General features: G+C 41.9%; 19 protein-coding genes and 2 tRNA genes. 1 reads left to right on the top strand and 20 read right to left on the bottom strand.

The genetic code is table 11. The annotated features are described in order from the left end of the window. Positions 1–69 precede the first annotated feature (69 nt). The 10 genes from NKF87_RS06200 to NKF87_RS06155 all read right to left on the bottom strand — a co-directional run bounded on the left by NKF87_RS06200 (position 70) and on the right by NKF87_RS06155 (position 10,074). Positions 70–1,737, bottom strand: coding sequence for a nucleoside kinase (locus NKF87_RS06200; protein WP_118225006.1), 1,668 nt, complete (start codon positions 1,735–1,737; stop codon positions 70–72). Positions 1,738–1,824: 87 nt separating this feature from the next. Continuing rightward, positions 1,825–2,619, bottom strand: a complete 795-nt coding sequence (locus NKF87_RS06195) for a Nif3-like dinuclear metal center hexameric protein (protein WP_253584243.1) — start codon at positions 2,617–2,619, stop codon at positions 1,825–1,827. Between the two features lie 19 nt (positions 2,620–2,638). Next, entirely contained in the window at positions 2,639–3,334 is a 696-nt protein-coding gene (locus NKF87_RS06190; RefSeq protein WP_161144492.1) for a tRNA (adenine(22)-N(1))-methyltransferase, read from the bottom strand. 14 nt (positions 3,335–3,348) lie between these two features. Next, positions 3,349–4,458 (bottom strand): RNA polymerase sigma factor RpoD, encoded by a 1,110-nt coding sequence (gene rpoD, locus NKF87_RS06185; protein ID WP_055281247.1) that lies wholly within the window; start codon positions 4,456–4,458, stop codon positions 3,349–3,351. Positions 4,459–4,497: 39 nt separating this feature from the next. Beyond that, the gene (gene dnaG / locus NKF87_RS06180; protein ID WP_118309832.1) at positions 4,498–6,276 is read right to left on the bottom strand and encodes a DNA primase; all 1,779 of its coding nucleotides are present in this window, start codon (positions 6,274–6,276) and stop codon (positions 4,498–4,500) included. Between the two features lie 158 nt (positions 6,277–6,434). After that, positions 6,435–6,519: transfer RNA gene (locus tag NKF87_RS06175), tRNA-Leu, on the bottom strand. Between the two features lie 46 nt (positions 6,520–6,565). Continuing rightward, positions 6,566–6,650, bottom strand: a tRNA-Leu gene (locus NKF87_RS06170). Positions 6,651–6,758: 108 nt separating this feature from the next. Then, a complete protein-coding gene (locus tag NKF87_RS06165) occupies positions 6,759–7,304 on the bottom strand; it encodes a DUF5662 family protein (protein WP_055281243.1) in 546 nt (181 codons plus the stop codon). After that, on the bottom strand, positions 7,264–9,021 hold the full coding sequence (locus NKF87_RS06160) for an alpha-amylase family glycosyl hydrolase (RefSeq protein WP_118309833.1): 1,758 nt from the start codon (positions 9,019–9,021) through the stop codon (positions 7,264–7,266). The genes NKF87_RS06165 and NKF87_RS06160 overlap by 41 nt, the downstream gene beginning before the upstream one ends. Positions 9,022–9,054: 33 nt before the next feature. Continuing rightward, entirely contained in the window at positions 9,055–10,074 is a 1,020-nt protein-coding gene (locus tag NKF87_RS06155) for a sugar ABC transporter substrate-binding protein (RefSeq protein ID WP_118225009.1), read from the bottom strand. A gap of 142 nt (positions 10,075–10,216) precedes the next feature. Between NKF87_RS06155 and NKF87_RS06150 the strand changes: the two genes are divergently transcribed. Beyond that, positions 10,217–10,528, top strand: coding sequence for a DUF1292 domain-containing protein (locus NKF87_RS06150; protein WP_028086274.1), 312 nt, complete (start codon positions 10,217–10,219; stop codon positions 10,526–10,528). On the opposite strand, the gene NKF87_RS06145 is transcribed toward NKF87_RS06150, so the two are convergent. The 10 genes from NKF87_RS06145 to NKF87_RS06100 form a co-directional block, all read right to left on the bottom strand. Next, the gene (locus NKF87_RS06145; RefSeq protein ID WP_118309834.1) at positions 10,511–12,352 is read right to left on the bottom strand and encodes an ATP-dependent helicase; all 1,842 of its coding nucleotides are present in this window, start codon (positions 12,350–12,352) and stop codon (positions 10,511–10,513) included. The two genes, NKF87_RS06150 and NKF87_RS06145, sit on opposite strands and share 18 nt — an antisense overlap. Before the next feature lie 9 nt (positions 12,353–12,361). Next, a complete protein-coding gene (gltX, locus tag NKF87_RS06140; RefSeq protein WP_253584241.1) occupies positions 12,362–13,825 on the bottom strand; it encodes a glutamate--tRNA ligase in 1,464 nt (487 codons plus the stop codon). A 136-nt stretch (positions 13,826–13,961) separates the two neighbouring features. Further along, entirely contained in the window at positions 13,962–14,474 is a 513-nt protein-coding gene (locus NKF87_RS06135) for a threonine/serine exporter family protein (RefSeq protein ID WP_118309836.1), read from the bottom strand. Continuing rightward, a complete protein-coding gene (locus tag NKF87_RS06130) occupies positions 14,474–15,634 on the bottom strand; it encodes a threonine/serine exporter family protein (RefSeq protein WP_253584239.1) in 1,161 nt (386 codons plus the stop codon). The genes NKF87_RS06135 and NKF87_RS06130 overlap by 1 nt, the downstream gene beginning before the upstream one ends. After that, positions 15,631–16,497, bottom strand: coding sequence for a hypothetical protein (locus NKF87_RS06125; RefSeq protein ID WP_253584237.1), 867 nt, complete (start codon positions 16,495–16,497; stop codon positions 15,631–15,633). Before NKF87_RS06125 ends, NKF87_RS06130 begins: the two co-directional genes overlap by 4 nt. Positions 16,498–16,628: 131 nt before the next feature. Next, complete coding sequence (gene purB, locus NKF87_RS06120; protein WP_253584235.1) at positions 16,629–18,062, bottom strand: adenylosuccinate lyase; 1,434 nt, start codon at positions 18,060–18,062, stop codon at positions 16,629–16,631. 51 nt (positions 18,063–18,113) lie between these two features. Further along, positions 18,114–19,541 (bottom strand): amidophosphoribosyltransferase, encoded by a 1,428-nt coding sequence (gene purF, locus NKF87_RS06115; RefSeq protein ID WP_028086268.1) that lies wholly within the window; start codon positions 19,539–19,541, stop codon positions 18,114–18,116. Between the two features lie 199 nt (positions 19,542–19,740). Next, complete coding sequence (locus tag NKF87_RS06110) at positions 19,741–20,424, bottom strand: amino acid ABC transporter ATP-binding protein (RefSeq protein ID WP_118378705.1); 684 nt, start codon at positions 20,422–20,424, stop codon at positions 19,741–19,743. 12 nt (positions 20,425–20,436) lie between these two features. After that, complete coding sequence (locus tag NKF87_RS06105) at positions 20,437–21,087, bottom strand: amino acid ABC transporter permease (RefSeq protein WP_253584233.1); 651 nt, start codon at positions 21,085–21,087, stop codon at positions 20,437–20,439. An 88-nt stretch (positions 21,088–21,175) separates the two neighbouring features. Beyond that, the gene (locus tag NKF87_RS06100; protein ID WP_253584231.1) at positions 21,176–22,033 is read right to left on the bottom strand and encodes an amino acid ABC transporter substrate-binding protein; all 858 of its coding nucleotides are present in this window, start codon (positions 22,031–22,033) and stop codon (positions 21,176–21,178) included. Positions 22,034–22,070: the final 37 nt, after the last annotated feature.

The following is a 22,070-nucleotide window of genomic DNA, read 5'->3' as shown; positions in this document are numbered from 1 at the left end:
AGGAACGGCTTCCTACTTTTTATGCCGGTCCGGGTGTAATCATGCCTTCCTGAATTAAATCCCAAAAAATCACACGTGAAAACACCCGCCCCCTATAAACTCTCTAAGTAATGAATTCGCCGGTACATTCTCACTTCCGATTCCAACAAAGTAATCAAGGAATTTCAATAAACGTTTTGCTTCCAAATATTCCGGACAGTCTCGTTCAATTCCAAAGAGTTGAGCTTCTACGTATGGTTTCAATACTGCAAGTTCATAGATCAATGCTGAATTAAACATCACATCTGCCTCTTCCTGATAAGGAAAAATATTCCTCTCTTCTCCTTTTCTCACCGCCGGCCACATACGGATCGTCTCCTTTGCTGATGTACCTCTGGTTCTTGCATCGCGTACAATTCTGCGGATCAGACGTCCATCTGTTGTCGGGATACGATTATGCTCATCAATATTCAGCTGTGTAAGTGCACTGATATAAATCTTAAACTTATTTTCATCCGGAAGCTTTCTGGTCAGTTCCGGATTCAGGCAATGAATTCCCTCAATTACCAGCACTTCGTTTTCTTTTAATTTCTTTGGCCTTCTTTTGTATTCCTTATGACCGGTTACAAAGTTAAACTCCGGTATTACGACTTCTTTTCCCTCCAGAAGTTCCTGAAGCTGAAGATTGAACAATTCCACATCAACCGCACCAAGTCCTTCAAAATCAAATTCTCCATTCTCATCTCTTGGTGTCTCTTCACGTTCTTTAAAATAATTGTCCACAGCAATCGGATACGGACACAATCCATTAGCCCGCAGCTGCACAGACAGTCGATGTGAAAAAGTAGTCTTACTCGAAGACGATGGTCCTGCAATCAATACAAAGCGGACATCCGAACGCTCTTTGATCTGTTCAGCGATCTGTGCAATTTTTTCTTCCTGAAGTGCTTCCTGCACCAATACCAATTCGTTCACATCACTTTTTGTAATCTTGTCGTTCAGGTCTCCAACTGTTTCGATACCCTGAATATCTCCCCACTTGGTTGATTCCTGCAGCACACGGAACAAGTGATTCTGCGGTTCGAACGGAGGTACTGCTTCCGGCTCATTCATCACCGGCATCTGAATCACAAATCCCTCATCGTACAGGTACAATTTAAAATATTTCAGATATCCGGCACTCGGTACCATATATCCATAATAATAATCTTCAAATTCATTCAAACTGTAAATGTTCACCCGAGACACTCTCCGGTAATGGAACAGACGTTCTTTATCATGCATGCCATGCTGTCCGAACATTGCAATTGCATCATCTGTATGCACGCTTTTTTTTCTGATAGGAAGATCCATTTCCACCATAGCTCTCATACGGCTTTCTACGCGATCAAGAAATTCCTGTGTAAGATCAATATTTCCTTCTATCGTGCAATAATAACCCCTACTTACAGAATAATGAATTCTGACTTTATCGATATTCTTATGTTCTGCCACATCATAAATTGCTTTCACGAGCATCAGGCTCATACTTCTCCGGTAACTTTTATAACCCAGCGGATCCGCAGTCGTCACAAATTTCAACTCACAATCAGTTTCCAGTGTCTTGAACAATTCCTGAAGTCGTCCATCCACAAATACCAGCACAATATCATGCTGATATTCCTGCTGATATGTTCTGGCTATCTCCTGATATGTCGTTCCTTTTTTGAATTTTTTGTCTGTTCCATCTACATGGACCGTATATAAAATATCATTCATAGACACACCTCATTTTCACACTTTTACTTTGGCCGTTTCATAACTTCCTCATCTCATTTTACCTCTGGCTCACAGACTTTCTCATCTTTACACAAGCAGAAACGGATGAATGATCGGAGCCGCAATAACTTCCACATCTTTCAGATTCTTTTCCAGATACTGTCTCATATCTTCAATAAAAATGTGCTCGATTCCATAATGACCGCCATCTATGATTGCCAGCCCCTGTGCCACTGCATCAATTCCTTCATGATGACCGATATCTCCGGTAATCAGTACATCTGCATGTTTATCCAGGGCTGCCTGGATCACACTTTTCCCGGAACCCGGACAGATTGCAATACGCTTCACTTTGTCTTCCAGATTACCGAACACCTTTACTGTTCCCAGATGAAATGCATCTTTTACATCCTCACAGCACTCTCTGAGCGTCATAGGAATCTCAAGATCTGATACTCTTCCGATCCCTTCCGGCTCATCTTCTTCCCCGATATCACCTTCTGCCATCACTTCCAGTATCTCAGCGTCTTTCATATTCATCTTGTCTCCAGAAAGTTCCGCCATTCCCAGTACATCATAATTCGTATGCATTGCATAATAAGAAATGTCGTTCTGAATCAGTTTAAGAATACGACCTCCTACAAAATCAAGATTATGAATTTTCTTGATCGGTGAAAAGATCATCGGATGATGTGTAATCAGCATATCTGCACCATTCTTAACCGCTTCATCTATTACTTCATCTGTTGCATCCAGTGCGATATATATTTTTTTCACTTCTTTATCGTCTCTCCCCACCAGAAGTCCGACATTATCCCATGAAAGTGCGTAATTCAGCGGATATTCTTTTTCAATTACATTCATTACATCTCTACACAACATCTTACATACTCCCTTTCTTCTACTCGTAATACTTCAATGCCTCTTGCGTCAGTATGATCTCCTTTTTCAGTTCTTCCATTCTTCTGGCAGCACTTTCACTGTTCTGATGTTTAAAAAGCTGCCCGAATACATGCTCCTTAATTGCCATCTCCCTGTCCAGATATTTCTTGAGTACCGGATGCCGCTGCTTCAGCAGACATTTTCCATATGTATATTCACATACAGTATACTCTTCTTTTTCTCCATGTATGACTTTCATCATCGGATAAAATTTCCCATCTTCTTCTACCATATTCTCCTCTATGATCTGAAGCCGATGTTCATTCAAAAATCGTCTGACTTTTCCAATCTCCGACTGTGGCTGCAGGATCATTGTATCCAGCGCATCTGCTACCATTCTTCCTTCCATCAGGATTTTTATCACCAGACCGCCGCCCATGCCGGCAGCAATCATCGTATCCACTTCTCCCGGAAGGACTTTTTCCAATCCGTCCGAAAGTCTGGTTTCTATCTTTTCTTTCAGTCCATGGCCGACTATATGCATTCTGGCTCTCTCCAAGGGACCCCTGTTGATATCCAGTGCGATCACTTTCTCCGCTATATGATGTTCTATCAGGTAAATAGGAATATAGCCGTGATCTGTACCAATATCTGCAACAGAAGCGCCCTCTGTCACCAGATCTGCAACTGCCTGCAGTCTCTTTGATAGTTCCATAGGCGCCTCTTTTCTTAATCTAAATAATCTCTTAATTTTCTGCTCCGGCTTGGATGACGCAGCTTGCGAAGTGCTTTTGCCTCAATCTGACGGATACGTTCACGGGTAACATCGAATTCTTTTCCTACTTCCTCTAGTGTACGTGCACGTCCATCGTTCATACCGAATCTTAATCTCAATACTTTCTGTTCCCTCTCAGTCAGAGTATCCAGAACTTCATCCAACTGCTCTTTCAAAAGTGTCTGAGCTGCCGCTTCTGCCGGTACCGGCACGTTATCATCCTGAATAAAGTCTCCGAGATGACTGTCTTCTTCTTCACCGATCGGAGTCTCCAATGATACCGGTTCCTGTGAAATTTTCAAAATCTCTCTTACTCTTTCTACCGGCATATCTAATTCTGCCGCAATCTCTTCCGGCGTAGGTTCACGTCCTAATTCCTGCAACAACTGTCTAGATACACGAATCAATTTATTGATCGTCTCTACCATATGAACCGGAATACGGATTGTTCTTGCCTGATCTGCGATTGCTCTCGTAATAGCCTGTCTGATCCACCACGTAGCATAAGTACTGAATTTAAAACCTTTGTGATAATCAAATTTTTCTACTGCTTTAATCAGACCCAGGTTTCCTTCCTGAATCAGATCCAGGAATAACATACCACGTCCAACATAACGCTTTGCAATACTTACAACCAGACGCAAATTCGCTTCTGCCAGTCTTTTCTTTGCTTCTTCATCGCCCTCTGCCATTCTCTTGGCAAGTTCTACTTCTTCATCTGCTGACAGAAGCGGTACTTTACCAATCTCTTTCAGGTACATACGGACCGGATCTTCAATGCTGATTCCATCCGGCACCGAAAGGTCGATTTTCTCCACATCAATATCATCTTCGTCTGACATCACAATATCATCCGGTATATCATCGTCATCATTACTGATTCTGAGCACATCAACATTATTTGCTTCCAGGTAATCGAATACTTTTTCCATCTGATCAGAATCAAGTTCCATATCAGAGAAAAAATCATTGATTTCCTGAATCTCCAGGATTCCTTTTTTCTTCTTTCCAAGTGATACAAGTTCTCTTAACTTTTCCTGGAATTTTACGATATTTTCGTCCATGTAGTGTCCATCCTCTCATTGCTTGTTTATATTTTATCCTTAATTAATGGAAATATGCAGTGTCCGCAGATCCTGCATTTTTCTTTTTTCATTCATCAGGCGCTGCAGTCCCTGAATGTCTGTAGGATCCAGATTCTTCGTCGCTTCTTCAATACTGTAATCTTTGACCCGTAGAATTGTCTCCTGCAATGCCTTTTCCTGTTCTTTCACAGTTGTCAGTTCTTTGATCTTCGTATGGAACAGACCTGCCACTTGCCGATGTTCCTCTTCATCTGTAAAGTGATTCATGATCTGAGCCGGATTAACCTCATGCTTTTCATATTGTTCATATAAAAGTTCTGCCACTTGCCGGAAAAGCCCTTCCGAAAAATCTTCCGGTGTAATATACTTTTCAATCTGTCGAAAGATATCTTCACTTTCAATCAGCCATGTGAGCAGTATTTTCTGAGATACCAGAATTCCATCTTCTTTTTTATTCTTCCTGTTATTCTGTATCTCCCTGGGTCTTTCAACCGGTTTTGCAAGTCCTGCCTGTACCGCCATCTTTCCAACCAGTTTCCTGAGATCTTCAAATCCGACATGATAGGCTTTCGCCACTGCTTCTATGTAGTTATTGCGTTCAATCTCTTCTTCAAACTGTGTCAGCCTTCTCGCCGTTTCTTTCATAAACTCTGTCTTTCCTTCTGGCGAATTCATATCATACTCCTTCTCCAGCACTTCCAGACTGTACATAAATACATTTCTCGCACTTGCAATCCGTTCTTCGAATTTCTCTGCTCCCAAATTCTTAATAAATTCATCCGGATCTTTATACGGTTCCATCCTTATGATCTTAGCAGTAATCCCTGCATCTCTTAAAATCGGCATGGCTCTTAATGCTGCTCTTGTACCGGCTCCGTCACTGTCATAGGTCAGATACACTTCCTGTACATATCTGCGGATCAGTGCAGCATGTCCCGGTGTCAGCGCAGTTCCCAATGACGCAACAGCATTGGTGAACCCTGCCTGGTGAAGTGAAATCACATCCATATATCCTTCACACAAAAGGAAATATGGCTTCTTGGTACGTCTTGCCCTGTTCAATCCATACAAATTCCGGCTCTTATCAAAAACCATTGTTTCCGGTGAATTCAGATATTTTGGTTTTGCATCTCCCATCACACGACCACCAAATCCGATTACCCTGCTATTGACATCCATAATCGGAAACATCACACGGTTCCAGAACTTATCATACACACCATTCTTTTCATCAATACTGATCAGTCCTGCTTTGGCAATCATGTCATCCTTATATCCTTTCGACTTCAAGTAACGGTACAGATCATCACTGTACTTATTCGAATAACCCAGACCAAATGCCTTGATCGTCTCGTCACTGAGCTGTCTTTTCTTAAAATATCCAAGTCCTACGGCTCCTTGACTGCTCTTAAGCTGCACGTAATAATATTGTGCTGCAGCTTTGTTGATTTCCAAAAGAATTGCCCTTGTATCCGCACGTTCTTTTGCCTCTTTCGAGTATTCTTCCTCCGGAAGTTCTACCCCTGCTCTGTCTGCCAGATATTTCAGTGCCTCGACAAATGTATAATTCTCATACTCCATCAAAAATGTAAATACATTTCCTCCGGCACCGCATCCAAAACAATAATACATCTGCTTCTGCCTGCTGACAGAAAAAGACGGAGACTTTTCATTGTGAAACGGACACAGGCCAAAATATGAGCTGCCTTTTTTCTGCAGTTTTACATAAGTAGATATTACATCTACAATATCATTTCTTGATCTTACTTCTTCGATAATCTCATCAGAATAATACATTTTGAATCTCCTCATTATTATTATTCGACAAAACTTTTTGATTTCCTTTAATTTTTCTCTTTTTTATTAAAATTCCTTATCGTTAATCAAAAAAATTATTAGTATGTAAAAAAATAAGAAACCCAAAACAAATCAAGGGTTTCCATCTTTTAGATGAATGCGGAAGATGGGACTTGAACCCACACAAGCGCAATGCTTACAAGATCCTTAGTCTTGCTCGTCTGCCAGTTCCGACACTTCCGCATATTCACTATGTAATTTTCAGTCTCCGTTACTCTCAAAAAATAACTGCGGAAGATGGGACTTGAACCCACACAAGCGCAATGCTTACAAGATCCTTAGTCTTGCTCGTCTGCCAGTTCCGACACTTCCGCATTCATCTTTGCTCTCTCGCGAAGACAAGATATATAATACATCGAAATTGTTATTGTGTCAACAGTTTTTTTGAATTTTTTTATTTTTTTGAACTATTGCATAAACTGTTAATATTTCTTCTGTTTCAGAAGGACTCTCTTAATATACCGGAAAGTTTTTTCCTCTCCCTCTTCTGCCAGCATTTTCAACAATTCGTGCAGAAGGCCTGCTGTATCCGGATGGATCATTTTTCCAAGCCGCCCGGCTCCCTTCTCATAATACTCCAATGGATGACTGTCTCTGTATGCGTCCCCCTGATATGTCTTAGATGCCGCAATACGATCCATGAACATCTCCACAACATATTGAAGCGGCATCTTAAGGCCTATGATACCTTCCCCCGGATCTACACTATAATCGATCCAATATTCATAATGATGTTTGTTACGTCCTTTATGATGTAACCATGCCTTAGAATAACCCGTTGCCTCCCGTTCAGCATTATTCGGACTTCTATTTCCCTGGTAATACCTGCATCCAACTAAAAATTCTGTCGGTGAATATTTGGACAGGTCATGAAGAAGTCCCTGTCTGTAAAGTCCTACTTTAAAGCATTCCTTCATAACAAGATATTTATGATGATTGATCGTCTGTAAGTGTTGTAATGTTTTCATTTTTCTTCGTTTCAACCTCCACAATCCGTTCTGCTGTAAGCACTGTAACCGACCGCTCTTTTAACTCTAATTTTCTCTGATCTTTCAAAAGCACCGGCACATCTAACATCCCCCGTTCCGTCGTCGCTTTCACATACCAGCCATATCCCTTTGGTAAAGCCGGCAGTGCAAATACATGTTCCAGCCAATGCATATTATATGCAACATAACAGTCCTCGCTTTTTGTCTGTGCTCCACTGTAATATACGCCCAATTGCCTGCTCGACACCTCCCCCGGTATCTGCCACGCCTCTTCCCCGTGATAAGATACATCCGGCACACCGCAACAGCTAAGATCTATCCCCTGCAGTTCTCGCTCCGGTGTGAGAATCGGATGCGATTTACGGAATGCAATCAGTTCTTTTACAAAATCATGCAGTTCTTTCTTCTTTTCCAGTCCCCGCCAATCTGTCCATCCTATCGGATTATCCTGACAGTATACATTATTATTACCTTTCTGAGAATTTCCAAACTCATCTCCTGCAAGCATACACGGAGTTCCCTGTGCCAGAAAGAGCAGGAAAAATGCATTAAATATCTGATGATTCCGCAGTTCCATTACTGCCTTTTTCCTGCTCGGTCCTTCCGCCCCGCAGTTCCAGCTATAATTATAATCCGGTCCATCCTGATTATGTTCACCATTCTCCTCATTGTGTTTCGCATCGTAAGACACCAGATCATTCAGGGTAAATCCATTCTGATCAGTAATGTAGTTAAAGATTCCCTGCTCTTTTGAATGGTGTTTCAGCCAGTAGATCACGTCATGGATCATCCCTTCGTCACCTTTCAGAAATCTTCGCATGACTGTCTGGAATCCCAACTCGTGTTCCATAATCTTGGTGTTTTTCAAAAACGGATCCGCATGCACACTCTCCATCGAAACCACAAACGGATTCAATATAAATCCATCTATATGGTATTCCATAACATAATACCTCAGACATTCTAACATCATCATCTTATCTGCAGCCGTGCAGAATGGCATCTCCAGAACGACCTCTATTCCGGACCGATGACAAGCCTTCACCATATCTTTCAGTCCTCTGGCGCCATCTCCATCTGCAGAATATGCGCTTTTGGGTGCAAAATAGCTTCCCGCACCGTATCCCCAGTAATTTCTATATATCTGGCATTCTTCAAATTCATATACCGGCATACAATGGATCTGGTTAATCCCAAGATCTTTCAGATATTCCAGCTTTTCAATTACTCCCTGAAAAGTTCCCTTCGCCTTTACTTTTGATGATGGATGTCTTGTAAATCCGCGTATATGCAGACTGTACGCTATTACCTGATGATATGGTATCTGTAATGTATGATCTCCTTCCCAGTCATAATCACTCATCTGCAGCCGTCCCCGGATCTCATGTTCTGACAGTTCCTTTTTTACACCCCAGCGTTCTTTGCCGGCAATTGCTTTTACGTACGGATCAGTTACAACTTCTTTATTGATCAGATAATTGTATTCATAATCTCCCGGCTCGATATCCTCAAGTGCTATACACCTCACTTCACCGATCATTGGTTTCATATCAAACTGCCTGCACGGTTTCTTTCTCCCTGTGCGGTATAATAACAGTTGGCAGTCCTTATCTGCCGGAACTGCAATGGAAAAATTAACCCTGTCTTTACTTATCTGCACTCCCAATGGTAATGGATATCCTTGAACCTCTCTCATCTCTGTTATGTCCTTCCCGTTGCCCGTCTGCGCCTATTGCCATCCGTCTGCGCCATACATTTCAACATTATCTTTATTAATCATAAATACGTCTATTGCCGTCTCCGCTTCAAAATCTTTTCCGTCAAGAACATTCAATGCAATATCTACTGCTTTTTTCCCGATATTGATCGGAGACTGTGCGACTGTCCCTGCGATCTGACTATCCGCTTTCATTAATTCCTTCTTAATATCAGGCGAACCATCTACACTGTAGACAACAGTCTGATCATTATTCGCAAGATTCAGTGCTGTCTTTGCTGCAACAGCCATCTGGTCGTTTCCACACATGATTGCCGTCACATCCGGTTGTTCCTCCAAAATCTTCTTGGCTGCTTCCAGCGCACTGTCAAATGTTCCGTTTGTATCTTCTCTCGCTACAACTTCAAACCCTTTTTCCGCCTTGGCAACTGCCTGCTCAAACCCTGTAATACGGTCATTCACCGAATTCTGTGTCGTAGCCTCCAGGATTGCAACTGTACCGCCATCCGGATACTTTTCAATCAGATCATTGCCACAAAGCTTCCCTGCCTCTGTATTATCAGAGCCCACATATGCATCAATATAATCTGTGTCTTTTACCTGTGAATCAATATTAATAATTTTTACCCCTGCGTCCTGCAATGCCTGAAGCGAAGGTGTAATCTTCTCCCAATCGACCGGGCAAAGGAAAATTGCATTGATCCCCTCATTGATCATCTCCCTGATCTGCTCTGCCTGTGTATCCGCATCAGATGCCGGATCTTTTACCAACATGGTACATTCTTCTTTTTCTACGATCTGTTGTGCAGCTTCTTCCAATGTTATAAAATATGGATTCTGCATATCAATCACAGAGAACCCAAACTTGTACTTTCCTGCGTCTTCTGTCTGATCCGTATCCTCTGAATCATCTGTTGTATTCTCACTGACTGCATTATCCACCGGCTTTCCAGCCTCTTTCTTGCATGCAGATAATGCGAAAATGCATACGAGTAATACTGCAATCACTCCTAACATTCTCTTCTTCATCATGTTGTTATTCCTCCTTATTATTGCGTTACATACAGCTACATTCTACAACATTTTTACCTGTTTGACTACTATCATCTTGCTTTTTATCCGTTTCTTTGTTAAAGTTAAGATAAGTTTTAATGTTAGTAAAGGAGACTATGATATGAGCGACACAAAGGAAACTGAAAGCTACACAACCGTAGAGCTTACACTCGATAACGATGAGATCATTGAATGTGCAATCCTCACAGTATATGAAGCTGCAGGCAAAGAATACATTGCCCTGCTTCCTCTGGATGAGAATCTTGAACCTAATGAAGCCGGTGATGTTTATCTCTATCAATACAATGAAACCGAGGACGGCGAACCAGATCTCGGCAACATCGAAGATGATGACGAATACGAAATTGCCGCTGATGCTTTTGATGAATGGATGGATTCTCAGGAATTTGATGAATCAGACGTCGAAGAGTAATTCGGACACAAAACGGGAAGGAGTCATATCTTTCCCGTTTTTTTCTTTTACATAACTGATGATCAGTTTTCTCTTCGCTCTGGTCATTGCTACATAAAAAAGCCGTCTCTCTTCTTCGATTTCCTCATCCGTCACTGCTTTCTTATACGGACTGCTGCCCTCATCTGCCTCGATCACAAATACCGTATCAAATTCCAGCCCTTTTGCCGCATGCATTGTCATCAGATTCACACCCTCTGCCGCATTTTTTTTACAATTCTGCTCCTTTAATATTTCCCCGTATCGTTCTACATGTTCAAACCAGTCACCGATCGTTCTATATCCTTTGGAATTCTGCCATATCTCTTCCAACACCGCAAAAAGATCTTCCACTGAAATCTTCCGATATGCCGCATAGTCTTTTAAAAACTCATCATAACCCATATGTTTCCGGATATATTGGATTGCTGCATATGGTGTTTTGTCTTTTATCATCTTCATGTCCCATTCCAGCTGATCCACTCTGTCCCTCATCCAGTTTTTATCCCGGTAATATTCTCTGAGCGAATCATAGGTAACTGTTCCGCCTTTCATACTATCCCTTGAGAAAAACCTGTTTGGCCGGTTTGCGATCTGCAAAAAATATTTCCGGCTATATTCCCCCTGTGAAAGGTGAAAATAACTGCTGATATCCTGTGCAATAAAATGTTCATAAATATTATTCAGATGTTCTTTCATCACGAACGGAATCTGATATTCCATCATAAGTTCCGACATTGCCCTTGCATCTACATTCGTCCGGTACAACACAGCTATATCTGTATAAGCAATACCTTTTTCCTGACATTCCTTTATTTTTCCCAGCACATATTCTGCCTCCTGCACAGGGTCTTTTACTTCCTGAACATGAACTGTTTCATCTGCTTTCTGAAACGCTTCGATCTTTTTTTCAAACCGGATTTTATTATTACCGATCACTCTTAAAGCACCATTGACAATATAAGCACTGCTGCGGTAATTAATATCCAAAAGTACCCTCTTGGCCTTTGGATAATCTTTCATAAATTCCATCATGATTCCCGGCTTTGCTCCACGAAATCCATATACCGACTGATCATCATCCCCCACTACAAACAGATTATTCTGCGGTTCAGCCAGCATACGGACCACATCATACTGTGCCTGATTCACATCCTGGAACTCATCTACCAGAATATACCGGAATTTATCCTGCCATTTTTTCAGAATATCCGGATAATTAAAAAACAGATCCCTGCACTGGATCAACATATCCTCAAAATCAATCTTCCGGCATTTTTTCTTTTCTTCTTCGTAATCTTTGTATAGTGCACGGAATTTTTCTGTTGTATATTTTACCGGTTCATAGGCTTCAATAGCCATACAATTATTCTTTACATTTCCAATTTCTGCGGCCAGTTCCTGCAAATAGTCTTTTTCTTCATCCGTTTCCGGCTCCTGATCCCATCCGACTTTTGGCAGAAGAGTTCTTAACATCCGGTATTTTTCTTCATCCGTAAGGAGATTCGATGGTTCCAGACGGTACGCCCATTTCAGGATTCCGTAATAGATTCCGTGAAACGTTCCGAATGTAACAGCATAAGAAGACGGACCACAGATCCGTCTGGTTCTTTCTTTCATCTCCTGAGCTGCATACTTAGTAAAGGTAATGACCAGAATTTCTTCTGGCCTTACCTTATACTTCATGATCAGATATTCTATTCTCTTTGCAATGGTTAGAGTTTTCCCCGAACCGGGGCCGGCGAGAACCATACATGGTCCTTCATTATGGGCGACTGCCTCTGTCTGAGCATGATTTAAACTCATAGAATCCCCTTACTTGTTTAATAATTCAATTCCGTCTTTGATTCGTTTTACAGATTCTTCTTTTCCAAGAATCTCCATAATCTCTGTGGCTCCACCCGGTGTACTCTGCTTTCCTGATACAGCGGTACGGATTGGCCACATTACATAACCGACTTTTACACCCTTCTCGTCAACATAACTCTTAAGAAGCGCAAACAGCGCATCATTACTATAGTCTTCCTGTGCTTCCAGAAGCGGAAGAACTTCTCTTAATACTTCCAGTGAATTTTCTTCATTGGTTTTCATCTTCTTATGGCAATACATTGCTGTATCATATTCCGGTACTGCTTCAAAAAAGTCGATCTGCTCTGCAATATCCGGGAAGATCTCAATTCGTGATTTTACCAATGCTGCGATTTTCTTCAGGTCATAATCTTTTGTAATAACTTTGCGGATATACCCTTCCGCTCTTTCATAGAACTTATCAAAATCCATAGCTTTGATATATTCACCGTTCATCCATTTTAATTTGCCAAGATCAAATACAGCCGGTGATTTATTCATGCGGTGGAAGTCAAATGCCTTTACCAGCTCTTCCAGTGAGAATATCTCCTGATTGCCTTCCGGCGACCAACCAAGCAGTGCTACATAATTAACAACTGCCTCTGTCACAAATCCCTGCTCGATCAGATCTTCATAAGAAGAATGTCCACAGCGTTTGCTGAGTTTCTTATGGTTTTCATCTGTGATCAGCGGGCAATGTACATATATCGGCACATCCCATCCGAATGCTTCATAAATCTTGTTATATTTTGGTGCAGATGACAGATACTCATTACCACGTACAACATGTGTGATTCCCATCAGATGATCATCGACAACATTTGCGAAGTTGTAAGTCGGGTATCCATCTGATTTGATCAAAATCAGGTCATCGAGTTCTTCATTCGGAACTGTGATATCGCCATATATCTCATCGTGGAATGTAGTAGTTCCTTCTGTTGGCATGTTAAAACGGATTACATGCGGTTTTCCTGCTGCAAGGTTCGCTTCAATCTCTTCTTTACTTAAATGCAGACAATGCTTGTCATATACAACAATCTCTGTTCCGCCATCCTCGTCAGACACTTTGCTTTTCAAAGATTCCAGACGTTCTTTGTCACAAAAGCAGTAGTAAGCATCCCCCTGTTCGATCAGCTGTTCTGCATATTTCAAATAAAGTCCCTGTGCATTCCGTTCACTCTGCACATACGGTCCTACCCCGCCATCTTTATCCGGACCCTCATCATGAACCAGCCCGGTCTCTTTCAATGTACGATAAATGATATCCAGTGCACCCTCTACAAAACGTTCCTGGTCTGTATCTTCAATCCGGAGGATAAAATCTCCATCTTCATGTTTTGCGATCAAATAAGTATACAGCGCTGTTCTTAAGTTTCCTACATGCATTCTTCCTGTAGGACTTGGTGCAAATCTTGTTCTTACCTTACTCATAACTGTCATTATCTCCTGTTTCATTATTATTTTGAAATGTATGAAATCTATGTATTGCTACATACATTAGAACACTATCCGTCTCTACATTGTAGCACAAATCCAAGGCGGACAGCAACCTTTTATATCAGATCTTTCATCTGTGTCTTTCACCCGGAAGATTTACCGGATTCCTCTTTCCATTTTTCTGTTGTTTTGCAATCTTTCTTTCAACCCAGTATTCTTTCTGGAACACTTCTCTCGGGACAGATACAATGCAGACAATTCCAAGCACAATCCCAAAAGCTACTTTTATTGCTCCGATCCCTTTCGCAGCAGCCATTGCAAACTGATTTGTCACCAGATAATACGCTGTAAAATAGATGCCAGCTCCCGGCACCAGTGTAATGATACCCGAAATCATAAAGATAGTGATCGGACATTTCAGGCGGACCGTCAGCATTCTCGCAACCAATACAGCACATACCGTTCCTACAAAGGACGCAGCTGCAACCGAACAATATACAGACGCAAACTTGTACATCATCCATCCCACCGATCCGGTGATTCCGCATCCGATATAGAACCTTCTCGGCACCTGAAACATAACCGCATATGCAATCGTCCCGATAAATGAACATGCCAGATTTGCTATAATTTTTATGATCATTATAAAATGCCTCCTAACACATGATGATATACCGACAATGCCGTTCCCACACCGATTGCAATATAGACAAATACCATAATCGCATCAATCATTTTAACTGTACCTGCAAGATAATCACTGTCCGCCAGATCACGGATCGCATTCACAAATGCAAGTCCGGGCACCAGCGGCATAATCCCGCCGGTCACGATCCCTTCCATCCTAAGTTCCCCTAAAAGCGGAATCTGCATTGCTGCCAAAGCCATAGAGGCAATAATGATCCCGCCTACAATGTGAACCAGGATCTTTGAAACACCGTGTTTTCCGGCAAAAAGTGACCATGAAAACACAACACAGCCGACAAAAAATGCCACAAATGCTTCCATTGATGTTCCGCCAAGCAGATAACCCAATCCACCGGCGCTTAATCCCGCCGCCGCTATCTGATAAGGAATACGCTTGACCGGCATCTTGTCGATCTTCTTTAACTTCTTTATTGCTTCTTCAATTCCGACATGTCCTGCTGCAATTTCCCGGGACAGATCATTTACTTCTGCTACTATTCCAAGATGTGTAGAGGAAAGCGGTACCTGTTTTACTTTTGTATACAACTTTTCTTTATCCGTTCCTGCACAGATAAACAATCCATGACTCAAAGTAAACAGCTCCACATATTTCACCCCGAATCTACGACAGATTCTCATCATCGTCTCTTCTACACGAAAGATCTCGCCTCCGTTTTTCAAAAGCATTCTTCCTGCTTCCATTGCAAGATTAATTACACGTTTTGTGTCGATTTCCGACATCAGTTCCTTTTTCAGATATACCTCATCTTCATCTGTGAATCCACATTTTTCACAGAATTCCATGATGTCCCGGCATCGGTCTTTTTTCATATATCCCCAGTCATACTGTGAGCAGTAATGTTCACAGATATAATGGATCATATACCGGCCATACCCCTTGCCTCGGTCTTTTTCTATGGTTACAATATTTTTTATCTCACATTTCTTTTCTTCCGAAAATATAACCACGCACAATGTACGGAGTTTTCCATGCTCTTCAAGTAAAAAGAGTTCACCTTCTTCCAATACTTTACGGATTCTGGATTCATCCGGATCTCCCATACGAAGCAATTCTATATAATCTTCTTTGCCGTCTGTTATCTGTCGAATATTCATGCCTTTTCTTTCTGCTCCTTTTTGCTGTAAAGAACTCCATCTATGCTTTGATATGCCGGATTGTCCGGTGCAACCTCTATATACATAAGATTTTCCAGTTTTTCCAGGGCTCCAGGTTCAATCCATGTAATATTGGCCGGAATATAGATTTCTTCCACTCCCGTAATTCCAGTTAATGCTTCTGCTCCGATCCCCTTACATCTGTCGTCTGACGGCAATATAATAATTCCATCCTCGGCAGCCAGAGACGGGTTCTCACAACGTTCGATCATGCCATTTTCTCCTATGATAAATCCATCAAGATTCAGCATACCACTCTGCTGTTCTTCTGTGCTGCTCTTGTCCTCTTCAGCGCTCTCAACCGCTGCTTCCGCAGTTGTTGTATCTGCCGCAACAAGTGCAGCGTCCGCATTCTTTTCAGCTTTCAAAATCTCAGATCCATCTTCCGAAGCAGACGTGTTCATCTCTTCTGCAGCAGGCAGCTTTGTAATTCGGCTGTCATCTTTTCCGGCATCAGCTGTTGATGTGGTCACATTCATAATTGTTCGATTCGGTGCCGCTGCCTGAGCGCACAAATTTTCGATTATATTCTTCGCATTCGAAACACACGATGCTTTTATTTCCACATATCCTTTTACAGTTTTCCGTCCGCAGCCTTCCATTATGCCGCCGGCTATCTCATACCCGTTCCGGCTTTGAATATATCTTTCCCCTGTATATTCCAGCCTCGTGAAACACTGTATGGAAACTGCGATCACAAGTACCATTGCCAGATCCGTATATCTGCACCTTCTGACCCGGTATTGTTTTTCTGACGCTGTACCATTCTTCATATTCTTAATCTTTTCCATAGCCTTTTCCATATATCCGCTTTCTTCCCCCTTATACTTCCATATGGATTTATTATAAATCATATATACAAGAAAAGAAAGTGATGTTCCATTGCTCACTGAAACTCCACTTTCTTTTTCATGTTTTTATTTGTTACAGAATCTTATACATTGATCTCTGCTGTTACTCCAAGAATATCCTTATTTGCTTCCAGCACAGGATTCACGACGTTCTTCAGATATACATCGACCTGAATCGGCGCACGTCCCACATATTTTGCAGGATCCATCGTCTTCTGCAGTTCTTCCAGCGAAAGATTGAATGCAGGATCTGCAGCGATCAGTTCAAGAAGGTTGTTGTCTAATCCTTTTTCTTTGACATTGCGTCCGGCTTCCATAGACAGCTCACGGATTCTCTCATGAAGTTCCTGTCTGTCTCCACCTGCTTTTACAGCATCCATCATGATATTTTCTGTTGCCATGAACGGAAGTTCTGACATCAGTCTCTTTTCGATAACTTTCGGGTATACTACCAGTCCGTCTACAACATTCAGACACAGATCCAGGATACCATCAATTGCCAGAAATCCTTCCGGGACACTGAGACGTTTGTTAGCAGAATCGTCAAGCGTTCTCTCAAACCATTGTGTTGCAGATGTGATTGCCGGATTCATGGCATCTACCATCACATATCTAGAAAGTGAAGCAATTCTTTCACTTCTCATAGGGTTTCTCTTATATGCCATTGCCGAAGATCCGATCTGACTCTTTTCAAATGGTTCTTCAATCTCTTTCAGATGCTGAAGGAGACGGATGTCATTGGACATCTTGTGTGCGCTTGCTGCAATACCTGCAAGTACATTTACCACTCTTGTATCTACCTTACGTGAATAGGTCTGACCTGATACCGGATAACATGTCTCAAATCCCATCTTTTTGGCGATCATCGGATCGATCTTATCAATTCTCTCCTGATCTCCGTCAAAGAGTTCCAGAAAGCTTGCCTGTGTTCCGGTCGTTCCTTTTGATCCGAGAAGCTTTAAACTTCCTTTTACATATTCCAGATCTTCCAGATCCATCATGAATTCCTGCATCCAGAGTGTTGCTCTCTTACCTACTGTTGTAGGCTGTGCAGGCTGGAAATGTGTAAATGCAAGTGTCGGAAGACTCTTATGTGCATCCGCAAACTTTGCGAGTTCGGCAATCACATTGATCAGTTTCTTTCTGACAATCTCCAACGCTTCCGACATCAGAATGATATCTGTATTATCGCCTACATAGCATGAAGTCGCACCAAGATGAATGATTCCTTTTGCATTCGGACACTGTTTTCCATATGCATACACATGAGACATAACATCATGACGGACTACCTTTTCTCTTTCTTTTGCCACATCATAATTGATATCATCTGCATGTGCTTTTAATTCTTCAATCTGTTCTTCTGTAATATCCAGTCCCAGTTCTTTTTCCGTTTCAGCAAGTGCGATCCAGAGTTTTCTCCATGTACGGAACTTCTTATCCGGCGAGAAAATGTACTGCATCTCTTTGCTTGCATATCTTTCTGAAAGTGGACTTGTATATCTGTCATTACTCATACTAATAATCTCCTTCGTCAATTCTTCCACCCGACTATTTTAACCTGTTTTCTATTCAAATGCCAGCGAAACATCTCTTCCAGGTACTTCCATCGGATAATTACCGGTGAAGCATGCGTCACAATATGCCAGATCACCGACCATGTTTTTTAATTTATCAACTTCCATATAGCCAAGCGAATCTGCCCCGATCATCTCACGGATCTGCTCTGTTGTATGGGAATGTGCAATCAGTTGTTCATTCGAAGGCACATCTGTTCCGAAATAGCATGGATGCAGGAACGGTGGTGAACTGATCCTTACATGTACCTCTTTCGCTCCGGCCTTTTTGAGCATCTTGATAATGTTCGCACAGGTTGTTCCTCGTACAATAGAATCATCTACCATAACAATACGTTTTCCCTTTACAACCTCTTCGATCACGTTCAGCTTAATCTTCACACTGCTTTCCCGCTGACTCTGTTTTGGCTTGATAAATGTTCTTCCGACATAACTGTTCTTGTGGAATGCCATGCCATACGGAATTCCCGACTGTTCCGAATATCCTTTCGCCGCAACCAGCCCGGAATCCGGTACTCCGACAACCAGATCCGCATCAACCGGATAAGATTCTGCCAGAGCTTTCCCTGCAACAATTCTCGCATGATATACATTCACATCATCGATCACGCTGTCCATTCTTGCGAAATATATATATTCAAAAATACATCTTGCCTGCTTTTTGGGATCGATTGCCATAGTTTTATCTGATTTCATTCCATGTTTTGTAAAACTTACAATCTCTCCAGGCTCTACGTCTCTTACAAATTCTCCTCCGACGGCAGCAATCGCACAGCTCTCCGAAGCCAGGAAATAAGTATTATCTCTTTTTCCAATACAAAGAGGTTTCAATCCAAATGGATCTCTAGCACCGATCATCTTTCTCGGCGAACTGACAACCAGTGCATACGCTCCCTGTATCTTCTTCATCGCATTTTTTACCGCATCTTCTGCCTTCTCTACATTCAGACGTTCTCTGGCGATATGATATGCGATCACCTCCGAGTCAATCGTTGTCTGGAAAATAGCGCCTGTGTACTCCAGTTCATGGCGAAGTTCAATGGCATTTGTCAGATTGCCGTTATGTGCAATTGCAAGGATCCCTTTCACATAATTGATAACCAACGGCATCGCATTCTCAGCTCTGGAAGCACCTGCTGTCGAATATCTTACATGTCCGACACCAAGATTTCCCTTCAATTCCTGTAAAGACTCTTCATCGAACACTTCATTTACCAGTCCAAGTCCTTTCTTGGAATGTACTTTTCTTTCTCCATATGTATCCGTTACCGCAATACCACAGCTTTCCTGTCCTCTGTGCTGCAATGCAAAAAGTCCATAATAAACGGATGGTGCAACATCTCCGCCATCCATATCATAGGCTCCAAACACACCGCATTCTTCACCCAGTCCTGTTGTTACTTTTTCAAATTCACTCATAAATGCAGACTCCATTCTTTTCAAATTTTTCATTTGTCAAAACTGTCTTTAAAAAGCATTTTGCTATATCAGTATAATACAAGGCAAACGGAAAAGCAATATTTCCATCTACCTTGTATTCCTGCTGATACATTATTTATAACGCGTCGTTTAATAAGCATAGCTTATAATCCAGTTCTATTCATTAGTTTTCCCGCGGTTAATCATTGAATTTTCCGAGAAATTCTTTCATTCTTTCATTAGATGAATCGAATACTTCTTCCGGAGTTCCTTCTACTGCGATCACACCTCCATCCATGAAGATTACATGATCCGATACGTTTCTCGCAAAATTCATCTCATGCGTAACAATCACCATCGTCATATGCTCCATCGCAAGTTCCCTGATAACTTTCAGGATCTCTGCAGTCAGTTCCGGATCCAGCGCGGACGTCGGCTCATCAAAAAACAGAATATCCGGATGCAGTGCAAGTGCTCTCGCGATTGATACACGCTGCTGCTGTCCTCCCGACAACTGACAAGGATATGAATCTTCCTTGTCGGCAAGTCCCATCTTCTTCAAAAGTTCTCTCGCTTCTTTATAGACTTCTTCTTTCTTTCTCTTCTGTACTTTCAGCGGTGCATCAGTGATATTCTTCATCACCGAATAATGCGGAAACAAATTAAAATTCTGAAACACCAGTCCAAAGGTTCCGGAATAATGGATTTCCCCTGCATCCGCAGTCTCAAGCCCCGTTGCACATCGAAGAAGGGTTGATTTTCCCGAGCCGGAAGGACCGATGATACCAAGGACTTCTCCCTTTTCCACCTTCAGAGAAATGTCTTTCAGAACTTCGACCCCGTTAAAACTTTTTTTGATATTTTTCATTTCAAGCAGACTCATGATCTATTCCTCCTAGTGGTAATAATTCAACTTTTCTTCAATCTTTTCCATAATCATCGCAACAAGCAAATTAAATACATAATAGAAGATACCTGCTGCAATATACGGAACCATGGAAGTCTGTGCCGCCGCAATCTGTTTTGCCATTGTAAACATCTCCGTTACAGCCAGCACAAATGCCAGTGAAGTGTCCTTTACCAGCGTGATGATCTCATTGGTCACTGCCGGCAGAATATGCTTACATACCTGAGGAAATACGATTCGGAAAAATGTCTGGCTTTTGGAATATCCCAGTACCTTTGCCGCTTCATACTGTCCTACCGGAATTGCCTCAATCCCGCCTCTGTATATCTCAGCAAAATATGCCGCATAATTAATTGCAAAACCGATCAGCACCGCAGTCATACGGTATCCTGTGGAAATGCGCATTCCAAACAGATAATATGGTCCGAAATACACTACCATCAACTGAAGCATCAGCGGGGTTCCTCTCATAATCGATATGTATAATTTTGATATCCATCTGACCGGTGCAATCTTCGACATTCTCCCGAATGCAACCACCAGTCCAAGCGGCAGTGAAAAAAGTAATGTCAGAATAAATATCTCTGCCGAGATCCACATTCCTCCGCCAAGTTCTCTCATCAGTGTTCCTATCTCCATCTGTAATGTCCTCCAGTTTTTTCACGCTTCTTCCGAATGAATGGCGAGCCAAAAGGGACCAATCCCCTCCGGGGTTGGCCCCTTCATTTTACTTGCTGTTCTTTCCTATACAAAGAGCTCCCGGAACTCCGTAATCTGCATACTTTTCTGCAATTTTATCAACCGTTCCGTCTTCGGCCATCTCATCCAGTGTCTTCTGAACTTTATCTTTCAGCTCTGTGTTTCCTTTTTTGAATCCGACTGCATACTGTTCAGATGAAATTTCTTTGTCCAGGATCTTGTAATCATCCGGATTTTTCCTTGAATTCACCTGATAGTTTGCAACTCCGATGTCCATAGCGATCGCATCACATGCACCGGATTCCAGATCCATGAATGCTGTATTGTATTCTGCAACCTGATTAAGATCTGCGAAGGTTGCCGCCAGGTCTTTCTGATCTCCTTCCAGAGCCGCAAGTGCCGAAGAGTCTGTCTGTACTTCTACATGTTTTCCTTTCAGCCCCGAAAAGTCATCAATACCCGAATCACTTCTGACTACCACAACCTGCTTGTTGTCAATATATGGATCTGACCATGTATAATCATCTTCACGGCCATTCATAGTGAATCCATTCCAGATACAGTCAATTGTTTCCGAATTTAGTTCCGCATCCTTAGAATCCCAGTCTATCGGCTGTTTTACCAGTTTCCAAGCATTTCTATCACATACTTCCTGTGCAAGATCAAGATCGAATCCTACATATTCTCCGCTATCATCTTTATAACCATATGGAGGGAAAGAAGCATCAAACCCAACGATCAATGTGTCATCATCATTTTCTACTTTTGATTCTTTTGCCGATTTCTTTCCACTGTCAGATGAACCTGAATCTTTACTTCCACAGCCTGCCAATACCGTTGTAGCTGCCATTGCCGTAACAAGGAGCAGTACTAATCTCTTTTTCATAACATATATCCTCCTGTATTCCTTTTACGTGTGCCAA

The organism is Dorea longicatena (assembly GCF_024168045.1).
Taxonomy (GTDB): Bacteria; Bacillota; Clostridia; order Lachnospirales; family Lachnospiraceae; genus Dorea_A.
Note: the sequence above shows the minus strand (reverse complement) of the source record. Positions and strands in the feature narration are given on the sequence as shown.

Excerpts from the sequence above, each read along its gene's own strand:
- NKF87_RS06200 (WP_118225006.1), bottom strand. The coding sequence starts at position 1,737 with ATGAATGATATTTTATATACGGTCCATGTAGATGGAACAGACAAAAAA.
- NKF87_RS06195 (WP_253584243.1), bottom strand. The coding sequence starts at position 2,619 with ATGTTGTGTAGAGATGTAATGAATGTAATTGAAAAAGAATATCCGCTG.
- NKF87_RS06190 (WP_161144492.1), bottom strand. The coding sequence starts at position 3,334 with ATGGAACTATCAAAGAGACTGCAGGCAGTTGCAGATCTGGTGACAGAG.
- rpoD (WP_055281247.1), bottom strand. The coding sequence starts at position 4,458 with ATGGACGAAAATATCGTAAAATTCCAGGAAAAGTTAAGAGAACTTGTA.
- dnaG (WP_118309832.1), bottom strand. The coding sequence starts at position 6,276 with ATGTATTATTCTGATGAGATTATCGAAGAAGTAAGATCAAGAAATGAT.
- NKF87_RS06165 (WP_055281243.1), bottom strand. The coding sequence starts at position 7,304 with ATGAAAACATTACAACACTTACAGACGATCAATCATCATAAATATCTT.
- NKF87_RS06160 (WP_118309833.1), bottom strand. The coding sequence starts at position 9,021 with ATGAGAGAGGTTCAAGGATATCCATTACCATTGGGAGTGCAGATAAGT.
- NKF87_RS06155 (WP_118225009.1), bottom strand. The coding sequence starts at position 10,074 with ATGATGAAGAAGAGAATGTTAGGAGTGATTGCAGTATTACTCGTATGC.
- NKF87_RS06150 (WP_028086274.1), top strand. The coding sequence starts at position 10,217 with ATGAGCGACACAAAGGAAACTGAAAGCTACACAACCGTAGAGCTTACA.
- NKF87_RS06145 (WP_118309834.1), bottom strand. The coding sequence starts at position 12,352 with ATGAGTTTAAATCATGCTCAGACAGAGGCAGTCGCCCATAATGAAGGA.
- gltX (WP_253584241.1), bottom strand. The coding sequence starts at position 13,825 with ATGAGTAAGGTAAGAACAAGATTTGCACCAAGTCCTACAGGAAGAATG.
- NKF87_RS06135 (WP_118309836.1), bottom strand. The coding sequence starts at position 14,474 with ATGATCATAAAAATTATAGCAAATCTGGCATGTTCATTTATCGGGACG.
- NKF87_RS06130 (WP_253584239.1), bottom strand. The coding sequence starts at position 15,634 with ATGAATATTCGACAGATAACAGACGGCAAAGAAGATTATATAGAATTG.
- NKF87_RS06125 (WP_253584237.1), bottom strand. The coding sequence starts at position 16,497 with ATGGAAAAGGCTATGGAAAAGATTAAGAATATGAAGAATGGTACAGCG.
- purB (WP_253584235.1), bottom strand. The coding sequence starts at position 18,062 with ATGAGTAATGACAGATATACAAGTCCACTTTCAGAAAGATATGCAAGC.
- purF (WP_028086268.1), bottom strand. The coding sequence starts at position 19,541 with ATGAGTGAATTTGAAAAAGTAACAACAGGACTGGGTGAAGAATGCGGT.
- NKF87_RS06110 (WP_118378705.1), bottom strand. The coding sequence starts at position 20,424 with ATGAGTCTGCTTGAAATGAAAAATATCAAAAAAAGTTTTAACGGGGTC.
- NKF87_RS06105 (WP_253584233.1), bottom strand. The coding sequence starts at position 21,087 with ATGGAGATAGGAACACTGATGAGAGAACTTGGCGGAGGAATGTGGATC.
- NKF87_RS06100 (WP_253584231.1), bottom strand. The coding sequence starts at position 22,033 with ATGAAAAAGAGATTAGTACTGCTCCTTGTTACGGCAATGGCAGCTACA.